At 42.3% G+C, this 18,036-nt stretch carries 19 protein-coding genes and 2 tRNA genes; 7 read left to right on the top strand and 14 right to left on the bottom strand.

The window, feature by feature from the left end; genetic code table 11:
- Positions 1-129: 129 nt before the first annotated feature.
- A complete protein-coding gene (gene acnB / locus ACYRYY_RS11000; RefSeq protein WP_460215657.1) occupies positions 130-2,685 on the bottom strand; it encodes a bifunctional aconitate hydratase 2/2-methylisocitrate dehydratase in 2,556 nt (851 codons plus the stop codon).
- 588 nt (positions 2,686-3,273) lie between these two features.
- Here acnB and ACYRYY_RS10995 point away from each other — a divergent pair.
- Complete coding sequence (locus ACYRYY_RS10995; protein ID WP_460215656.1) at positions 3,274-4,458, top strand: DNA cytosine methyltransferase; 1,185 nt, start codon at positions 3,274-3,276, stop codon at positions 4,456-4,458.
- Here ACYRYY_RS10995 and ACYRYY_RS10990 read toward each other — a convergent pair.
- Positions 4,455-5,456 carry a hypothetical protein gene (locus tag ACYRYY_RS10990; protein WP_460215655.1) on the bottom strand — a complete coding sequence of 334 codons (1,002 nt, stop codon included), beginning with the start codon at positions 5,454-5,456 and terminating at the stop codon, positions 4,455-4,457. The two genes, ACYRYY_RS10995 and ACYRYY_RS10990, sit on opposite strands and share 4 nt — an antisense overlap.
- Positions 5,457-5,672: 216 nt before the next feature.
- Positions 5,673-5,933: a helix-turn-helix domain-containing protein gene (locus ACYRYY_RS10985; RefSeq protein ID WP_460215654.1), complete on the bottom strand. Its 261-nt coding sequence runs from the start codon at positions 5,931-5,933 to the stop codon at positions 5,673-5,675.
- Between the two features lie 107 nt (positions 5,934-6,040).
- Here ACYRYY_RS10985 and ACYRYY_RS10980 point away from each other — a divergent pair, with 107 nt between their 5' ends.
- The 3 genes from ACYRYY_RS10980 to ACYRYY_RS10970 all read left to right on the top strand — a co-directional run bounded on the left by ACYRYY_RS10980 (position 6,041) and on the right by ACYRYY_RS10970 (position 9,071).
- Entirely contained in the window at positions 6,041-6,421 is a 381-nt protein-coding gene (locus tag ACYRYY_RS10980) for a helix-turn-helix domain-containing protein (protein WP_460215653.1), read from the top strand.
- 43 nt (positions 6,422-6,464) lie between these two features.
- Positions 6,465-8,621: a S8 family peptidase gene (locus ACYRYY_RS10975; RefSeq protein ID WP_460215652.1), complete on the top strand. Its 2,157-nt coding sequence runs from the start codon at positions 6,465-6,467 to the stop codon at positions 8,619-8,621.
- A 90-nt stretch (positions 8,622-8,711) separates the two neighbouring features.
- Positions 8,712-9,071, top strand: a complete 360-nt coding sequence (locus ACYRYY_RS10970; RefSeq protein ID WP_460215651.1) for a response regulator transcription factor — start codon at positions 8,712-8,714, stop codon at positions 9,069-9,071.
- A 33-nt stretch (positions 9,072-9,104) separates the two neighbouring features.
- On the opposite strand, the gene fumC is transcribed toward ACYRYY_RS10970, so the two are convergent.
- Entirely contained in the window at positions 9,105-10,496 is a 1,392-nt protein-coding gene (fumC, locus tag ACYRYY_RS10965) for a class II fumarate hydratase (protein ID WP_460215649.1), read from the bottom strand.
- Positions 10,497-10,773: 277 nt separating this feature from the next.
- On the opposite strand from fumC, the gene ACYRYY_RS10960 reads away from it, so the two are divergent.
- Entirely contained in the window at positions 10,774-11,640 is an 867-nt protein-coding gene (locus ACYRYY_RS10960) for a fumarate hydratase (RefSeq protein WP_460215648.1), read from the top strand.
- Positions 11,633-12,214 (top strand): FumA C-terminus/TtdB family hydratase beta subunit, encoded by a 582-nt coding sequence (locus tag ACYRYY_RS10955; RefSeq protein WP_460215647.1) that lies wholly within the window; start codon positions 11,633-11,635, stop codon positions 12,212-12,214. Before ACYRYY_RS10960 ends, ACYRYY_RS10955 begins: the two co-directional genes overlap by 8 nt.
- A 142-nt stretch (positions 12,215-12,356) precedes the next feature.
- Here ACYRYY_RS10955 and ACYRYY_RS10950 read toward each other — a convergent pair whose 3' ends face one another.
- The 9 genes from ACYRYY_RS10950 to ACYRYY_RS10910 form a co-directional block, all read right to left on the bottom strand.
- Entirely contained in the window at positions 12,357-12,770 is a 414-nt protein-coding gene (locus ACYRYY_RS10950) for a hypothetical protein (RefSeq protein ID WP_460215646.1), read from the bottom strand.
- Between the two features lie 277 nt (positions 12,771-13,047).
- Positions 13,048-13,476 carry an IS200/IS605 family transposase gene (gene tnpA, locus ACYRYY_RS10945; RefSeq protein ID WP_460215563.1) on the bottom strand — a complete coding sequence of 143 codons (429 nt, stop codon included), beginning with the start codon at positions 13,474-13,476 and terminating at the stop codon, positions 13,048-13,050.
- A gap of 125 nt (positions 13,477-13,601) precedes the next feature.
- Positions 13,602-14,030 carry an IS200/IS605 family transposase gene (gene tnpA, locus ACYRYY_RS10940; protein WP_460213496.1) on the bottom strand — a complete coding sequence of 143 codons (429 nt, stop codon included), beginning with the start codon at positions 14,028-14,030 and terminating at the stop codon, positions 13,602-13,604.
- A 222-nt stretch (positions 14,031-14,252) separates the two neighbouring features.
- Positions 14,253-14,774: a hypothetical protein gene (locus ACYRYY_RS10935; protein WP_460215644.1), complete on the bottom strand. Its 522-nt coding sequence runs from the start codon at positions 14,772-14,774 to the stop codon at positions 14,253-14,255.
- Positions 14,775-14,803: 29 nt separating this feature from the next.
- The gene (locus tag ACYRYY_RS10930) at positions 14,804-15,052 is read right to left on the bottom strand and encodes a hypothetical protein (RefSeq protein WP_460215643.1); all 249 of its coding nucleotides are present in this window, start codon (positions 15,050-15,052) and stop codon (positions 14,804-14,806) included.
- Positions 15,053-15,079: 27 nt separating this feature from the next.
- Positions 15,080-15,172, bottom strand: a tRNA-Ser gene (locus tag ACYRYY_RS10925).
- Between the two features lie 19 nt (positions 15,173-15,191).
- Positions 15,192-15,280 (bottom strand) — tRNA-Ser (locus ACYRYY_RS10920).
- Positions 15,281-15,292: 12 nt separating this feature from the next.
- Positions 15,293-15,979 (bottom strand): RluA family pseudouridine synthase, encoded by a 687-nt coding sequence (locus ACYRYY_RS10915; protein WP_460215642.1) that lies wholly within the window; start codon positions 15,977-15,979, stop codon positions 15,293-15,295.
- Positions 15,980-16,543, bottom strand: coding sequence for a response regulator (locus ACYRYY_RS10910; RefSeq protein ID WP_460215641.1), 564 nt, complete (start codon positions 16,541-16,543; stop codon positions 15,980-15,982).
- A 217-nt stretch (positions 16,544-16,760) separates the two neighbouring features.
- Here ACYRYY_RS10910 and ACYRYY_RS10905 point away from each other — a divergent pair, with 217 nt between their 5' ends.
- Positions 16,761-17,591 (top strand): DUF4405 domain-containing protein, encoded by an 831-nt coding sequence (locus ACYRYY_RS10905; RefSeq protein ID WP_460215640.1) that lies wholly within the window; start codon positions 16,761-16,763, stop codon positions 17,589-17,591.
- 33 nt (positions 17,592-17,624) lie between these two features.
- Here ACYRYY_RS10905 and ACYRYY_RS10900 read toward each other — a convergent pair whose 3' ends face one another.
- Positions 17,625-18,035 carry a hypothetical protein gene (locus ACYRYY_RS10900; protein ID WP_460215639.1) on the bottom strand — a complete coding sequence of 137 codons (411 nt, stop codon included), beginning with the start codon at positions 18,033-18,035 and terminating at the stop codon, positions 17,625-17,627.
- Between the last annotated feature and the right edge of the window lies 1 nt (position 18,036).

Below are 18,036 nucleotides of genomic sequence, written 5' to 3'. Positions count from 1 at the left end.
TCTATCAATTTTTTCAAATACCGTTTTATGAACATAAAGCCATTTGATTTATACTGTAACATATCATTTTGACTTATAGATGCACAAAAAAAAGGGGGACTTTTTCAAGTCCCCCTGGGAAATGTTAACTTAGAATGCCACTCTTTCGATGTATGAAAGCTCAAAATCTCCCATTTTATCAAACTCAAGGTATTTATATACCTCAGCTTGTTTAGGCTCGATTTTGCTCTTATAAAGCATAAAATATTCCTCCGGTGTGGGAAGCTCACCCATAAGAGCAGTCACCGCCGTAAGCTCCGCAGAACCAAGGTAAACCTGTGATTCGTCCCCTATACGGTTGGGGAAGTTCCTTGTGGAGGTTGAGAGTACATTCGCTTTGGGCTGAACACGTCCCTGATTACCCATGCAGAGTGAGCATCCGGGAATTTCCGTCCTTGCGCCGACACTTGCATATATTGAATAGTATCCTTCTTCCATAAGCTGCATCTGATCCATAAGAGTGGGAGGTGTCAGCCATATTTTTGTTTTAGGATAAGCTGCGCCTTCCCAAATTTTGCCTGCTGCACGGAAGTGACCAATATTTGTCATGCAGGAGCCGATGAAGATTTCATCAATCTTATTTCCTGCAACTTCACTAAGAAGTTTAACATCATCAGGGTCGTTGGGGCATGCAAGGATAGGCTCTGTTATTTCTGCAAGGTCTATCTCTATAACTGCTGCGTACTCTGCATTTTCATCTCTTTCAAGAAGAACAGGGTTAGCAAGCCATTTTTCAGCGTCTTCAATGCGTTTTTTCAGAGTTTCAGCATGCTGATACCCAGCCGCTATCATCTTTTTCATGAGAGCAATGTTGCTCTTCAGAAATTCGGCCACAGACTTTTCGCTGAGTTTTATAGTACCGCCGGCGGCTGATCTTTCCGCTGTTGCGTCAGTAAGCTCGAATGCCTGTTCAACTGTCAGTTCGGGCAAACCTTCCATTTCAAGGATACGTCCGTTGAAAATGTTTTTCTTATTCTGTTTGGGAACAGTAAGAAGCCCCTGTTTTATTGCCCAGTAGGGAATAGCGTTAACAGCGTCTCTAAGGGTTATTCCGGGGTTGAATTTGCCTTTGAACTTAACAAGCACAGATTCAGGTACATCAAGTGGCATAAAACCCAGAGCGCCTGCGAAGGCAACAAGACCTGAACCCGCAGGAAGTGAAAGCCCTATGGGGAAACGTGTATGAGAGTCTCCTCCTGTACCGAGAGTATCCGGCAGAAGAAGCCTGTTGAGCCATGAGTGGATAACACCGTCGCCGGGGCGGAGTGAAACGCCTTTTCTGGATGTTACAAAATCAGGGAGAGACTTGTGCATGTTCACATCGGCTTTTTTGGGGTAAGCCGCTGTGTGGCAGAATGACTGCATGAACATATCCGCCTGAAACTCAAGGCAGGCAAGTTCTTTTATTTCGTCTCTTGTCATAGGACCGGTTGTATCCTGTGAGCCGACAGTGGTCATTTTGGGTTCGCAGGCAGTTCCGGGAAGAACGCCTTCAACACCGCATGCCTTGCCGATAATTTTCTGTGCAAGGGTAAAGCCCTGACCTTTTTTGGCAACTGGGTTCACAGTCGCAGTGAAAACTGTGCTTTCGGGGAGTCCAAGAGCCTTACGTGCCTTGGTTGTAAGCTGGCGTCCGATGATAAGGTTCAGGCGTCCGCCTGCTCTGTACTCATCTTTTATTGTGGAAGGCTTGAGTTCAAAAGTGGATATCACTTTTCCGGACTCATCCTTTATTTCGCCTTTTTCTGTATCAACAACTATAACATCGCCTGTTTTGATGCTGTTTACATCACAAGTTATGGGCAGACCGCCGGAATCTTCCGTAGTGTTGAAGAAGATCGGAGCGATTACGCCGCCGAGGATAACTCCTCCTCTTCTTTTGTTGGGAACAAACGGAATATCCTGACCGATTTTCCACATAACTGAGTTGCATGCGGATTTTCTGGAAGAACCTGTTCCCACAACGTCACCCACGAAGCCGACCTCAAAGCCGTCAGCACGGAATTTGTCAATTGTTGCATTTCCTTCCGGCCATGAGGTTTCACCCATGGCAAGTGCATGGAGAGGGATGTCAGGACGGCTCCACGCATGTTTAGCGGGAGAAAAGTCATCTGTATTTGTTTCACCGTCAGCTTTGAAGACTTTCAGCTTGAATGATTTGGGAAATTCGGGTTTTGATGTAAACCACTCAGCATCAGCCCATGACTGAACAACAGCCTTTGCATTAGCATTTGTTTTGGAAAGAGCAAGTACATCCTCAAAAGCGCCGTAAACAAGTATTGTATGTTTCAGAGCTTCAGCAGCATCAGCGCCGAGTTCTGCATCAGCAAGAAGATCCACCAGAGGTTTTACATTGTAACCGCCAAGCATTGTACCAAGGAAAAATACGGCTTCCTTCTTTGTGATAACAGGACATTTAACTTCGCCTTTTGCAACTTTAGCGAGCCATGCTGCCTTAACTTCGGATGCGGGGTCAACACCGGGGGAAACACGGTTGGCGATAAGATCTTTAAGGAAATCTGCCTGATCCTTTGCCGGATTTTCCAGCATTTTACACACTTCAGCGGTAAATTCGGGTGAAAGAGGAAGGGGAGGAATGCCCTGCGCTTTTCTTTCTTCTACATGTTTGAGGTAGTCTTGCATCATAATTATTTCTCCTTGATAGAGGTATTCATACGGAATCCGGAGATCCGCTAATTTTTTTTTGTATTGCAGTTCATGACCTGCGGGCTTTCAGGGCATGAACCGTTCATAACTCAAGATTGTATACGGTATACAATTTTGAACGGTTTTTGTCAAAATATTTTAGAACATATTTTCACACAAGGCACATATAAACTTAAGCATGATTATTAAAGAATGTTCGGCTTGCTTGTAAAAGCCTATAGATAAATGATTTTCAGACACACTAAAAAAGAGACCAATGCCGGCAAAAACCAAAAAGTATTCTATATACGCTCGTTAACCTGCTGCTGTCGGAAACATAATAGAAACACAAAGTGCATGTTTCTCTGTTTCCGGCCCATGAATAAAAGCTTGGCTTATGCTTTTGTAAAGACATTTCTCCGAGGACTCAGGCTTTGCTTTCACTTATGGCACCTCGTGGATATTTGCAAATCTTATGCTATATTGCGCCCTTAAGTACAAATTTTCTTGATATTTTAAGCAAATAATAGACATTGACGTTTAAGCAGTATATGCTATTATGTTTACATTGTTTACGGGGTTTATGTTATGAAAAAAAGAGGACCAAAACCATCGTCTGACAGCGTGTGTAGACAAGGTAACCGTAGGACATTTTATATTAAACCTGATATTTCCGATAAACTAGACAAATATGTAAAAGAGAATAACATGAGTATATCAACCATAGTAAACCAAGCTCTCGGAGAATTCATTAGACCTGTTAACAAAACTGTTAACTCTTATTCTATTGTATCACTTTTCAGTGGATGCGGCGGGATGGATTTAGGATTTATGGGCGGTTTTGAGTTTTTGAAAAAGAAATATCAAAAACATAATTTTGACATAAAGTTTGCAAATGATATTTCTAATCATGCTTGTGATGAATATAAAAAAAATTTAGGACATAATTCGGTTAATCAGGATATTTGTAGTTTTCTTGACCACTTATCTTCTTTACCCATTGATGACAGACAGTTCATATTCCCAGAATATGCGGATATTGTCATAGGTGGGTTTCCATGCCAGGATTTTAGTGTAGCTGGCAAGCGTAAAGGACTTGATGCTCACAGAGGACGCTTATACCAACAAATGAAGAGAGTGATCTCAATGGCTAACCCTAAAATATTCGTAGCTGAGAATGTTAAAGGACTTACAAACCTTGGGGACGCTATTGATATTATCAAAGAAGATTTTTCTAATACAGGACTCCATGGCTATAAGATATTTAGCGATCTTCTTCATGCAGCAAATTATGGTGTTCCACAAACAAGAGAAAGAGTTTTTATTGTCGGTATAAGAAATGATCTTGACGCTAGTGCATTCTCTTTTCCCCACGCAACGCACTCACCAGACAGTGATTCAAATCTACCTAATTGGGTAACATCAGAAGAAGCAATAGACGATCTTAAAGAGCAAAAAGATTTCCCTAATCAGAATCAATATTCCAAAGCCCGTAATTATGGTGAGCATTGTCAAGGTAACAAAAAAATTAAAAGAGATTTCCCCGGACCCACAATCAGGGCAGAGCATCACGGAAATATAGAATTTCACTATGAGCTTAATAGACGACTCACAATAAGGGAATGCGCAAGAATACAATCATTCCCAGATAATTATATTTTTCACTGTAGCCCATCGGCTGCATACAAACTTATTGGAAACGCAGTCCCTCCGGTACTCGCATGGCATATAGCTGAGTCTGTGGAGAAGGCATTAATACATTGGGGATTCTAAAGTATTTTTGTCAGAAAATATTTTAATGATTTATCAGCTCCATCAACCTTAATTGAATTTCTTGATTTTTCAAAAGCATCGTTAGCCATATTTATCCATGTTTGGACGATATTACATGTTGGTTCAATACTATTTATAACAAAAAATAAATCTTTATTATCACGCAAGTATTCTTTCACTTCTGTCCAGTGTTTTATTACCCACTTTATAATACGAGAATAATTGCAACTCCTACTATTAATCACACTAGTTACCCTCCCACCGGCGGTGAATCGGTCTCTCATGCTTTTATCAAAGAGATTATGTTTAGTAAGGAGATATATTGATGCGGCAGCATATTGACTACCAATAATTTCTGGATGTAAAGCAACCAACTCAATTTCAATTGGAGCTTGTTCTGATTTAATCAAAGATGATAACTCTCTTATTGTTATATCGCTTGTTTTGTCCCCGTCTTCTTCTATCCACCACGGATAAGAATCTTTAAGCTTTTCTTTGTGGTATTGCCTTAATATTTTGACTTTGTTACCCGAGGATGCGAATTCTTCATAAGAAATTCCTAGTTTCTTAAAAATATTATCTGCTTCGTCAAGAAACATATTTATTTCATACCTCGGAGAATGTGTCACCTTTATATCACTCAGACATTCTTCATACTTGCCAATTTTTATTTCAGGAGTTCCGCCTTTCTTTAAAAAAGTTATATATATGCTGTCAATTCCTTCTTTTTTAGTGCCTTCCATTATACTCCCACCTAAAGTCGTCCATCCATCTCTTAGAGTGGTCTTGGCTTCAACTCCATAGTTTTCATACGTTATATCAGGAAAAACAGAGCTACCTTTTTTATATTCAACTCCTAGAAGACCTTTATCGAGGAGAGCATCATAAATCACTTCCTCAAAATCAGAGTCGCTTAAAGACTTTAAATAATTTGCTCCTTTAGCTTGGATTTCTGAAATGACTTCAGAAAGAACTGCAAAAAACTCCTGTTCAGTCATAAGTAATACCGCCAAATATTTTCAAGACCAACTCACACAATGTATCATTATTTTTCAAAAAACTTAAAGGCGTTTCTTTTGATTTTATTGATAAACCAAGCTTCATAAAATAATTATTTATGTTTTATACTCACTTGCAATGATAAACCCATAATATATTAATGGATATTAATACTATTACTCAACTTTTTACACTAAGATAATTCTGATATGAAATCAGTCATAAAAATCTATATTCATAGAATTACGCTTCTGGACAAATTCAGAAATACTTTCTTTTGCTATCCTCCAATGCCCTTTGCCGTCAGTCCGTGTGTTCCATGCAGGCAGTTCAACACGCCATATCCATCTTTTAACCGTAAGCGGATTAACCTGAAGAACCTCAGCCGCCTGCGATACAGATAAAAACCCATGAGGAATTTTTGCCAGTTCGTTACTAATGCTTTTCTCCTCCCACTCCAGCTCCCTATACACCATCCGCCTCCAAATTAACAAATAATACTTGTTATTACACAAATCGTGCGTATCAGTCAACAAAAATTTTTTGTTACTCTTTTACGCAAGTTTCATGTATTCTAATTTTTATGGATTTAGCAGAAAGATTAAAAACCCTCAGAAAACACTTTAAAATATCTCAGGCTGACATCGGGGACATCCTCTCCGTACGCCAGCAGGCCGTATCGCATTATGAGAAGTCCGGCAATATTGACGCCGCAAAACTCGAAATACTTGCTGACCACTTCGGGCTGGACATTAAATTCTTTTACGAAAAAGCTCCTCTGGAACATTACCTGAATGCCAACAGGCAAATACTCCAACAGCTCTCATCATCAGGAGGAATACCCATCCCCGCAGGATGGGAGGTGCTTCTGGAACGGATAAACCGCCTGAATTACTCAAATATTAAAAATATTGAGAAAGTAATTGTGCCTCTGGTGGAAGTTTTTGAGGGTTCAAAAGAATAAAATCCGGCCGCTTTGAAGCCGCATTTTTGCCGGAGTCCAAATAATGGGGAAAAACTTCAAAAACCCCATACTGTTCATGGAGTTTTCTGAAAACTTTGTAAAAGCACGTCCGGTATCCGGTGTTCCGGTAAAACCCCGCACATCAGGATACCCTTCCATAAACAGAGGAACCATTGTCCGCATGGTCAAGGAAGGGTTCGGATTTTACAGAAACTTTGAGTATAACAAGGGGCTTCCTGTCGTTGAAAAATTTGTTCTGCGGGAAAACTCTCTGGCGAAATCTCTGCGCTACAGCTTTCTGGAAACTGCAAAAATATCACTCATAGGTTCAGCCGGAAACACAGGCTTTCTGTTCCCTGTTTCGGACGATAGTGAGCTGGAACGGATCTGTTCCGTGATGCGTTTCAGCAGGAGCAAATCCTTTGAAGCATCTCTTACTCACATTGAAAATATAGGCGGGTTTTATCCTAATGAAAAGCTTGAGATTTCTCATAATTTTGTTAAGAAGGCTATTTTCGACAAATCATCCGGCAAGACAATCCGTTTTAAATGCTTTCCTTTTCCTGACACAGCCGAAACAGTAGCAGGCTTTCTTAACAAGCTCGGTGCGCATTCCCTGAAAATTCACCCGCAAATCGCTGATTCTATATTTATTGAGGCGTATCTCTCAGACTACAAGCCTAAACTGACAACCATTCTTAACCACAGTTATATATGTGAGATATCTGAACCTGAGATGATCGAAATAACAGAGCATTACCTTCGACATGAAGATCTTTTCTCAGACTGCGTGATGGAAAAAAAAGCCGGAGAAGCATACCCTGCTGTGGGAATAATAGATTCAGGAGTTGCGGAAAATTCCTTCCTGCGCAAATGGGAGTCAGGGAAAGAACTTTTTGTTGAGAAAGAACTTATTGACCCTGCTCACGGAACTTTTGTAACCGGGCGTGCCCTTGCCTGCGGGGAGAGCTTCGGCGGAACAGAATTTCTCGATGTGACAGTTATGCCCGGACGAAACGGCACACCGCCCGACCTTGCCCGTCTTGCTAAGATTTTAAGAACTGTTGTTCCTAAATACAGGGACAAAATTAAAATCTGGAATCTTTCACTCGGCACAAATATCACCGCAGGAGAGAACATAAGCCTGTTCGCTTATCTTCTTGACTGCATTCAGCGGGAACAGGATGTTCTCTTCATTCTCCCCGCCGGCAACTATTCTCCTTTGAGAGACTGGAATAAAGATGAACCCAGAGCCGAAGACATCATAACCATACCTGCTGAAAGTCTGTTTGCTCTGACTGTCGGCTCGGTGAGCCACACTGATACAAATCTCACACCGTTCAACTCCCCTTCACTATTCACCCGAAGAGGAAGGGGGGCATTTTCATCCGTTAAACCCGAACTTGTTTATTACGGTGGAACTCACGAGTACAGATTCGGAAAAAATATACCTAAGGGAGTTTTCTCAATAGGAAAATATAACGAGATAGCAGAAGACACCGGAACAAGCCATGCTTCGCCTTCTGTGGCGGGAACAGCCGCTAAACTTTATACACTTCTGGACAAAGCAGCCACAGTGGACACAGTAAAAGCTCTTTTGATCCATAAAGCAGCAGGTGAAGCAGCTGACGGAATATATACCGGCTGGGGTCTTCCTGAAACACCGGAAAAAATGATGACAACAGATGATGACACAATAACAATCATCCACACCGGAATATATAAAAAAGGTTCATTCATTGAAACATCAGCAGTTCCGGTTCCTCCTGAAATGGTCTGTAACGGCAGGTTTAACGGCACAGTCCGCATAACGCTGTCCTACCGTCCTCCGGTGAGTATCGCCTATGCGGGATATTATACATGTGTTAATCTCAAGGCATCCCTTGGCTACTATAAAAACGGAAAATGGACGGGGCTGGTGACAGATAAACATCTGAAATATGCCCCTGCTGATCCAAAAGCAAAGTCCGACTTCCTGTGGCTGCCTCTTAAGGACTACCACGCATCCGTAAATACAGCGTGTTTATTTGAGAATCTCTTTCTGCGCCTGACGGCATCAAAGAGGGATTTTTTCAAAGAACCTGTTTTAGTTCCCTATGCAGCAGTCATATCCTTCATATGCAAAAGCAGCAGCAATTTTAAAAATTTTAAAGACAGTATAAAAGAGAACAATACCGTTTTTGCCTTTTTAGAGATATAATAGTTTAACTACATTTTTATTTGTTGCAATAACGTTGATATTATCGCTTTTCCATATTACAATTGTGAAATATATCGTCAGAGGTGATGGATGGCAAAGGACTTATCAAATCTGAGCATACTCTATGTTGAGGATGAATCCGTCACCAGAATGGCGGTTACTCGTGTCCTGCAGAAACGTGTCGGTCAGATTTATCCCGCTAAAGACGGCAAAGAGGGTCTCTCCATGTTTCTGGAACACAGACCGGACATGGTGCTGACAGATCTCCAGATGCCCGTTATGGACGGATGGGAGATGATATCCGAAATACGCAAAGTTGAACCGGGTGTCCCCATTATTGTCATATCTGCATATGAATATGACAACAGCGACCACTCTGTGACTGATTCAATCGTGAAGCCTGTCATAAAAGACATGCTGTTTGAAAAGATAGAGTACTGCTCAAAATAAAAAAGGGGCTCGCTAAAGCCCCTTTTCCCATGTTTATTCCTTAGGTGTAACCATTTCTTCAGGTATCACATATTTGTCGAACTCCTCCGCAGTGAGCAGACCGAGTTTTACCGCAGTCTCTTTCAGAGTAGAGTTTTCTTTGTAGGCTGTTTTAGCTATTTTTGCGGCATTTTCATACCCAATGTAAGGGTTAAGCGCAGTCACCAGCATCAGAGAATTTTTAAGATAGCTATCAATCACATCTTTATTCGCTTCTATACCCACAGCGCAATGTTCATTAAATGAATCCATGCTGTCTGCCAGAAGCCGTACAGACTGAAGAAAGTTATAGATTATCACAGGCTTGAAAACATTCAGCTCAAAATTCCCCTGACTCGCACCAAAGGCTATCGCCGCATCATTACCGAACACCTGGCACGCAACCATAGTCACCGCTTCGGATTGAGTAGGGTTGACTTTACCGGGCATGATGGAACTGCCGGGTTCATTTTCAGGTATCCTGAGTTCACCTATTCCGCATCTCGGACCGGATGAAAGCCAGCGCACGTCATTGGCTATCTTCATCAGGTTGGCAGCAAGGGCTTTTGCAGCTCCGCTTGCATAAACAAGAGCATCATGAGATGTAAGCGCCTGAAACTTGTTTGCGGCGGAAACAAAGCGTCTTTTTGTAAACGAGCTTATCTCCTCTGCAGCCATAACGCCAAGTTTAGGGTGAGCGTTTATCCCTGTGCCTACTGCTGTTCCGCCTATGGCAAGCTCCCGGACATATTCAAGTGATCCCTCAAGCTGGGTATAGTTTGTCTCAAGCATTGCCACATATCCGCTGAACTCCTGCCCCAATGTCAGAGGAGTTGCATCCTGAAGATGAGTACGCCCGATTTTAACTATTCCGGCGAATTCATCTCTCTTTGCAGCAAGCGTGTCTCTGAGCCTTTTCAAAGCAGGAAGAAGCAGATCCTCCACTTCAGTGACAGCAGCAATATGCATAGCCGTGGGAAATGTATCGTTTGAGCTTTGAGACATATTCACATGGTCATTGGGATGAACCAGCCTTTTCGTGCGGAAATCCCCGCCCATAATCTCTGTTGCCCTGCTGGCTATTACTTCGTTAAGATTCATATTGGTCTGAGTTCCGCTTCCAGTCTGCCATACAGCAAGGGGAAACTGGTCCGCAAGCTTTCCTGCAAGTATTTCATCGCATGCCTGCACAATTCCTTTTGTTTTATCATTATCAAGCTTGCCCAGCTTGTTATTCACAACAGCCAGTGACCTCTTAAGAACAGCAAAAGCTTTAATAAGCTCAGGCGGCATCTTTTCAGTGCCGATACGGAAGTTTTCCAGACTTCTCTGAGTTTGCGCCGCCCAGTAATTCCTGTCTGGAACCCTGATTTCACCCATGGTATCTTTCTCAATCCTGAAGCTCATTCTTTTCCTCCGGTGTTTTATTATAAAATTACTGATAGTTATTCTGCATTATATTAAATCTAACAGCCTTGTAATAATTTTACCATACTTAGATGCTTCTAACATTAAAAAATCGTTGTTTTAAAAATACCTGTGAGCATTATGAGCTTTATCTGTATAATATAAATTAATACCTGTTTAAAGCCGTTATTGAAATATAACATTTTTTGGGTTACATATGAGTATAAGCGCAAAATAACGCTATTAATTTTTTCAATAGCTGAATAATGAGGTGGCTATGGAACTCAAAAATGCTATGTTGGAACTGCTCCGCAAAGCCTCCACAGACCTTGCACCGGATGTGGAAAAGGCGATCAGGCAGGCATACGACAATGAGGACGAGGGAACATCCGCAAAAAACGTTTTCGGCACAATAGTCGAAAATATCGAACTCGCAAGAGAAGCGTCTACGCCTCTCTGTCAGGATACGGGATCTATCATCTGTTATGTGGATTTCCCCGTTGGCGAAAGCGAAAAGAAATACCGTGAGGCTCTTGAATGGGCAGCAATGGAAGCCACAAAGCTTCAGTATCTCCGCCCCAATGCGGTTGACCCCATCACAGGTAAAAACACAGGCAACAATATCGGAATAAACGCTCCTTACATGCACTTCCACCAGTGGGATAAGCCCGAAATCAGGGTAAGAGTAATGCTCAAAGGCGGCGGTTCTGAAAACGTTGGAACACAGTACAGACTCCCCGATGCTGCTCTCAAAGCAGGACGTGACCTTAAAGGCGTACGCAAAGTTATTATCGATGCTGTTCATAAGGCTCAGGGATATGGCTGCGCACCCGGTATAATCGGCGTCGGCATCGGCGGTGACAGAGTTACCAGCTATGCCCTTTCAAAAGAACAGTTTTTCCGCACACTGGGCGAAAGAAGCGAAAATCCTGAACTCGCCAAACTTGAAGAAGGACTCATAGAAGATCTCAACAAGCTTAAGATTGGTCCCATGGGCTTCGGCGGTAAAACAACTGTTCTCGGAGTAAATATCGGTCTTCAGCACAGACACCCCGCCACCTATTATGTTGCAATATCATACACCTGTTGGGCTTACCGCAGGAAAACCATGATTATCAAAGGAAGCGAGGTGAGCTATGATTAAGCTGCAAACTCCTATCTCTGAAGAGACAGCAAGAAGCCTCAAGGTCGGTGATGAGGTTTTGCTTACGGGAACAATAGTTACAGCAAGAGATGCCGCACACAAGCTCATGGTTGAGGAAAGACCGGACTTCATAAGAGAACACCTTAACGGTTCTGTTATTTACCACTGCGGTCCTGTTGTCAGAAAAGGAACGGACGGTTCTTACTCCTTTGTTGCAGCCGGTCCTACCACCTCTTCCAGAGAAGAACCCTATCAGGCTGATGTTATAGAAGAATACAAAGTACGTGCAGTTATCGGAAAAGGCGGCATGGGTCCTAAAACAGCTGATGGACTTAAAAAAACAGGAGCGGTCTACCTCCACGCAGTCGGCGGAGCAGGCTCACTTATCGCCAAGAAAGTAACAAAGGTCGATACGGTTTACAAACTTGAAGAGTTCGGAACCCCCGAAGCCTTCTGGGTAATTCAGGTTGAGGATTTCCCTTGTGTTGTAACCATGGACTCTCACGGCGGAAGCCTTCATAAAGACATTATGGAGATGTCAGCAGGCATAGCTAAAGAGCTAATGGATAAGTAGAAGATACTACAATATATGCTTTAAAGCCCTGTTCACCTTAAGGTGGTCAGGGCTTTTTTTACGGAAAAAAACGGGCTCTTATAAAAAGAACCCGCTTTTTGAACAAGCCTGGTTATACCTATAACCGTAAGATAGCTGACAGCTAGGAAGAAAAATGCGCTGTCACTATGGTTATGGGGATAACCACCGCAATTACATAGGCAAACTGTGCGGTATAAATTGTAAGCCCTTTACCAAAACCTATGGGAGAATCATCACCTGAATGGCTGAACACTCTGCCGTAAATCCATCCACCGACAGGAATAAGGAGCAGAAAGGTAAGGAGCATCACACCCTTTACTGCATATTCAGAAACGTCTTCCCCTGCCATATGTTTTTTGAAGTAATGTGCAGCAGTAGCTCCGGCGACATAAAAACCACCGGCTGTCAGGGTCATTTTCCTGAAAACTGCATACCTGTCCGGTTCAAAGCTGCACAGTTTCCTGCATAGCCTACATATCAATAACACATTGCTGTATAAATATACAGAAATCAAACCCATTACTAATACCATCAATAGCATTCCACCTATTGTTGTCAGCAAGCCCACTTTCACCTCCAAATACCCAAATAGAACGGCTCTGCTGATTTACGGGCTTTAAAACATAATCCCGTAAATCCACAGGCTTTCCGGGTGGGTGATTATAACAGGCATGAGAGTGATGTCAAAAGAAACCGGATAAATACCTGATACCAAAAAGCAAGAGTGGACACATGTTCAAAAGTAAATAAATAGATAGATACCCCCGGGTAAACCCGGGGTTCTATGCTTTCGCCATGCTATCGCATGTTTTTTACAGCTCAATCTTGAGCTGTCCTGAATCCTGTTGCCCTTGCATTTCGACGTAATTTTTAATTACGTCTTCATTCAAACCAATACTGCTAACGAAGTAGCCTGGCGACCACACTATATTTTCATTCCAGTATACTTTTTCTAACCAATCAAAAAATTTTCGCATACGGGAAGCCAATTGGCTTTTTAATCTACCCATAACATCTGAAATACTATATTTGGAAGGAATAATTATAACCATATGCAAATGATCTAAGTCAAAGCCAATGGCTTCTATTTCAACGCCAGGCATACTTCTCAATAAACTGGGCAACGTTTTACGAATATAAGAACAGACACCAGGCTTCAGGATCTTTCGACGGTATTTACAAACCCAAACTACATGATATTTCAAGTAATAAGCACTGTGAGAGGTCTTAATGATTTCCATAGAAAAGTATACCGTCGAAAGGCTCATTCATCCACGCTTAAAAGCGTGGTGTTCTGTCTTCGACCGCATAGATACCCCCGGGTAAACCCGGGGTTCTATGCTTTCGCCATGCTATCGCATGTTTTTTACAGCTCAATCTTGAGCTGTCCTGAATCCTGTTGCCCTTGCATTTCGACGTAATTTTTAATTACGTCTTCATTCAAACCAATACTGCTAACGAAGTAGCCTGGCGACCACACTATATTTTCATTCCAGTATACTTTTTCTAACCAATCAAAAAATTTTCGCATACGGGAAGCCAATTGGCTTTTTAATCTACCCATAACATCTGAAATACTATATTTGGGAGGAATAATTATAACCATATGCAAATGATCTAAGTCAAAGCCAATGGCTTCTATTTCAACGCCAGGCATACTTCTCAATAAACTGGGCAACGTTTTACGAATATAAGAACAGACACCAGGCTTCAGGATCTTTCGACGGTATTTACAAACCCAAACTACATGATATTTCAAGTAATAAGCACTGTGAGAGGTCTTAATGATTTCCATAGAAAAGTATACCGTCGAAAGGCTCATTCATCCACGCTTAAAAGCGTGGTGTTCTGTCTTCGACCGCAGAAAAGTATACCGTCGAAAGGCTCATTCATCCACGCTTAAAAGCGTGGTGTTCTGTCTTCGACCGCATAAAAAAACCCCCGCCTCGGCAGAGACGGGGGATTTCCATATATAAAAGGGGTCAAAACCCCTCTGGGTTAACAAACAAATGTTAACTTACTTTACTACGGATTTGATAAGGGTCAGCACATAATCGGGATGTGCAAATGAACCGTGCATATCGGGGAAATTTTTGTAAAGCATGCCATCAAAAATTTCCTGCTCGCCTTCAAAAACCTTAATTTTAACAGCGGGATTATTTTCCTCACCAGATCTTGTGGTGTACACTCCTTCGCCGTCAATAACAAATTCGGGCAGGTAGTGTTCTACAAGTATAGTGAAGGGAGTCCCCTGAATTTCAGACTTCTGACCGATAAGGACTTCTGTCTGCACATCTATACCTTGTTTCTCGTTCTTCACGCCGATGATCACGCTTTTGAACTTGTCAGCGATCTCTTTGGGGATAGAAACCCTTTTTTCTTTGGGAACAGTTATTCCGTGGGGATCACCTGCGGGCTGTTCAGTTGCTGTCTGTTCCTGCGCCATGGGCGTTCCGCTTTCTTTTTTATCATCCACTACTCCCTGTGAGCAGGCGAAGATAACAAAAGAAACGAGTACAAGATAGAGTGCTTTTAACATAGTTTTTCCCTCTTATGCTAATTCAAGAATTAGTTAGCAGAAGCGTTATCAGCTGCAGGTGTGGCGTTATCTGCCATTTCCATTCCACCTTCAACTGTTGCGTTGTCTTCTGCCGCAGGAGCTTCAGTAGTAAGGTTGTCAACTGTGGTATAGTTATCCGCTACCTGTTCCTGAGTTACTGCAGGAGCTGCCGGCTCCTCTGTTTTTGTTTCTTCTGCTTTCTGTGAGCAAGCGAAGATAACAGCCGAAATGAGTAGTACATAGACTGCTTTCAACATAGTTTCTCTCTCCTATTATAAAAGTAACGGAGGGGGAGGGATTTGAACCCTCGGTACGGTATTAAGACCGTACACTCGCTTAGCAGGCGAGCGCCTTCGACCTAACTCGGCCACCACTCCTTTCCTTTAACTTACAAAACGGAGGAGGTAGGATTCGAACCCACGGATGGCTCACACCATCAACGGTTTTCAAGACCGCCTCCTTAAGCCAGACTCGGACACTCCTCCAAAGAACAAACCTTATAAGACAACTTCCCTTAATTTGCAAGAGGTATCTTTACAAATTCCAATTTTTTTTAAGGTATCAGTCATAAAAGAGCTAAGTTCGGCATTCAGGATAACATGAGTGCCGTCTATGTCAATAAATTTCATATTTTTTGCAAAAAGACTTAATCGTCTGTCTTCTGTTTTTGTCCCGTAGAGCCAATCCTGCACAAGCGGATGCCCGTGGGCCTTCAGATGAACTCTTATCTGATGAGTTCTGCCTGTATGCAGTTTTGCAGCAACCAGCGATGCTCCGCTGCCGTATTCAACAGGTATAAAAGAAGTTCTGGCACTTCTGCCGCTTTTAAAATTAATGCGGTATCTCCCCTTTTGGTTTTTGACTGCGATGGGGAGCATCAATGAAACAGGATGCGGAAAAATACCCTTTGCCACAGCCAGATAAGTTTTTTGCACACTACCGTTCTCCATCTGCATATTCAAATGACGGTGAGAGGCGGCATTTTTGGCAAGAAGAAGCACTCCCCCTGTGCCGGAGTCCAGACGGTGAACAATATACAGCCGTCCGTAACGCTCCTGCATAAGCTCAGTAATAGTCGGAATGGTGCTGTCGTATCTATCGGGGAGTACATGGAGACCATGGGGTTTGCGAACCGCCACCCAGTTTTCGGTTTCAGCTATTATATCTGTGGAAAAATCAAGCATTTAAAGTTTATCTCTGACAAAATTCTCAATAACAGCCGCTATATCATCAGTTCCTTTTACTTCGTCAGAATCAGGCACAAGCTCTGCTATATCTTTGAATCTGGCTACAGTTTTCTGAAGCAGGCTTATCAGTGAATCCTTCATATCCTGATTTCGTTTAAGCTCAATATGTGTTCTCACCCTTGCGAGAAGCTCTTCCGAGTTGAAAGGCTTAGAGATATAGTCCACCGCACCGGTCTGAAACCCTTTCTTAATATCCTCGGCAGATGCTCTCCCTGTGAGATAAATAATGGGGATTCCTTCTGTTATAGGGTTCGCCTTAATCTTCTCACACACCTCAAAACCGTCCATGCCGGGCATGACTATATCAAGGAGTATGAGTTCGGGGCTTATGCTGTCCAGCATCTCAAGAGCCTGTTCACCGCTGACGGCAAAGGCTATTTCATAATTTTTTCTGGAGAGGATAAGACTAAGCAGCTGAATATTTTTTGGCACATCATCAACAATAAGCACAAGTGGCTTACGCTCATTCATCTCTTCCAGAAGGTCGCTTACTTCATACATGCTTCACCGGATTATTCAACATTCTCCATAAAATAGTCTATGGCAACTAAAATTACAAATATAACTTAGAAACTGTGCAGGTTTTTCCCGCATGAGACATTTATTCACTATGAAATCAGACACATATTAAGTAAAATTGTTTATGGTTGAACATTTTAACTTTTTGCACGCATCTTGCTTATAGAGAGACATACCACATCTCAAGGAGATTATACACATGTTTAAAAAAGTATTACGTAAAACAGTTTCTTTAACAGCTTTGTTCTCATTCCTTGTTCTTGCATTCAGCGGTGCAGTTCTGATGTTTACGCCCGCCGGACGCCTCGCAGAATGGACAGTTTGGCGTGTTTTTACTCTCACAAAAGAGCAGCACACTGACATCCATACCACTGTTGCCTGTTTATTCTTTATCACAATGGTTCTGCACATATGGCTCAACTGGAAGTCAATATGGGCATATATAAAAGGAAAGACAGCAGCCAAGGCAAGCGCAGAGCTTGCGGTGTCAGTTGTGCTTACAGTGTTGGTAATATGGGGAACAATAGCTGCACTCCCTCCTTTCAGCACAGGGTTGAAAGCTCTATCCGACTACAAAGACCACTATGAAAACACCATAGAAAATCCTCCCTTCGGTCATGCGGAGCTTTCACCTCTGGACGGACTGATAAGTAAGATGGGCTTTGACCTTGAACAGTCACTTGCCCTTCTTGAAAAAAACGGAATAAAAGTTGACGCTCCTTCATCAACTCTGAAAAAAATTGCCGCTGAAAACTCAATAAGCCCTGCTGAGATTTACGGCATAATTAAAACGACTAAAAAAGAAAGCAGCGCTGAATTTCAGCCTGCTGACGCCGAACCGGTATCCGGTCTGGGCAGAATAAACCTTGAAACCCTTGCAGGCAAAGTCGGAATAAGCTCAGAAAAAGCAGTTGAAATACTTAAAGCCAAAGGTATTGAGGCAAAGAGCGATGAAAAAGTTAAAGAAATAGCTGAAAGAGCAGGAATACTGCCCATGGATATCTACGATTATCTTAAAGAAAATATGTAAGAAAAAAGGCCGCCTTTCGGGGCGGCCTCGTTTTTATTCCGCTTTTGTGTGGTAAATATTTTTCATAAGCAGAGCAGACTTATACAGTTTGCCCTTATCTGTCAGAGAAGGCTTTATAAAAGGAGTATAACCTTTCGTCTCTATATGTGCCTCAAGTGCGGCAAGGGATCTAAGAAGCTCCTCCGGTTCATTCTCGCCTTCTTTGGGCGAAACAAGAAACTCCATATACTTAAGAGATTTATCAGTGTAATCATTCACCAGAGTATCCAATACAGAATCTTCTGAACAGCAGGCAGCGAGTTTTCTGAAAAGTCTCAGAACCTCTGTCCTGCGTCTTCTGCTTCTTAAAAGAAAGAAAACAAATACCCACGCCACCATAAAAACAGTGAGCGCCTGAATAATAAAAAAACCTAATGTAAACTGTGTAACTTCAGCTCCCTGCATT

The organism is Geovibrio sp. ADMFC3, from assembly GCF_054687035.1.
The sequence above is the reverse complement of the archived record's forward strand: the minus strand, read 5'-3'. Positions and strand labels throughout refer to the sequence as shown.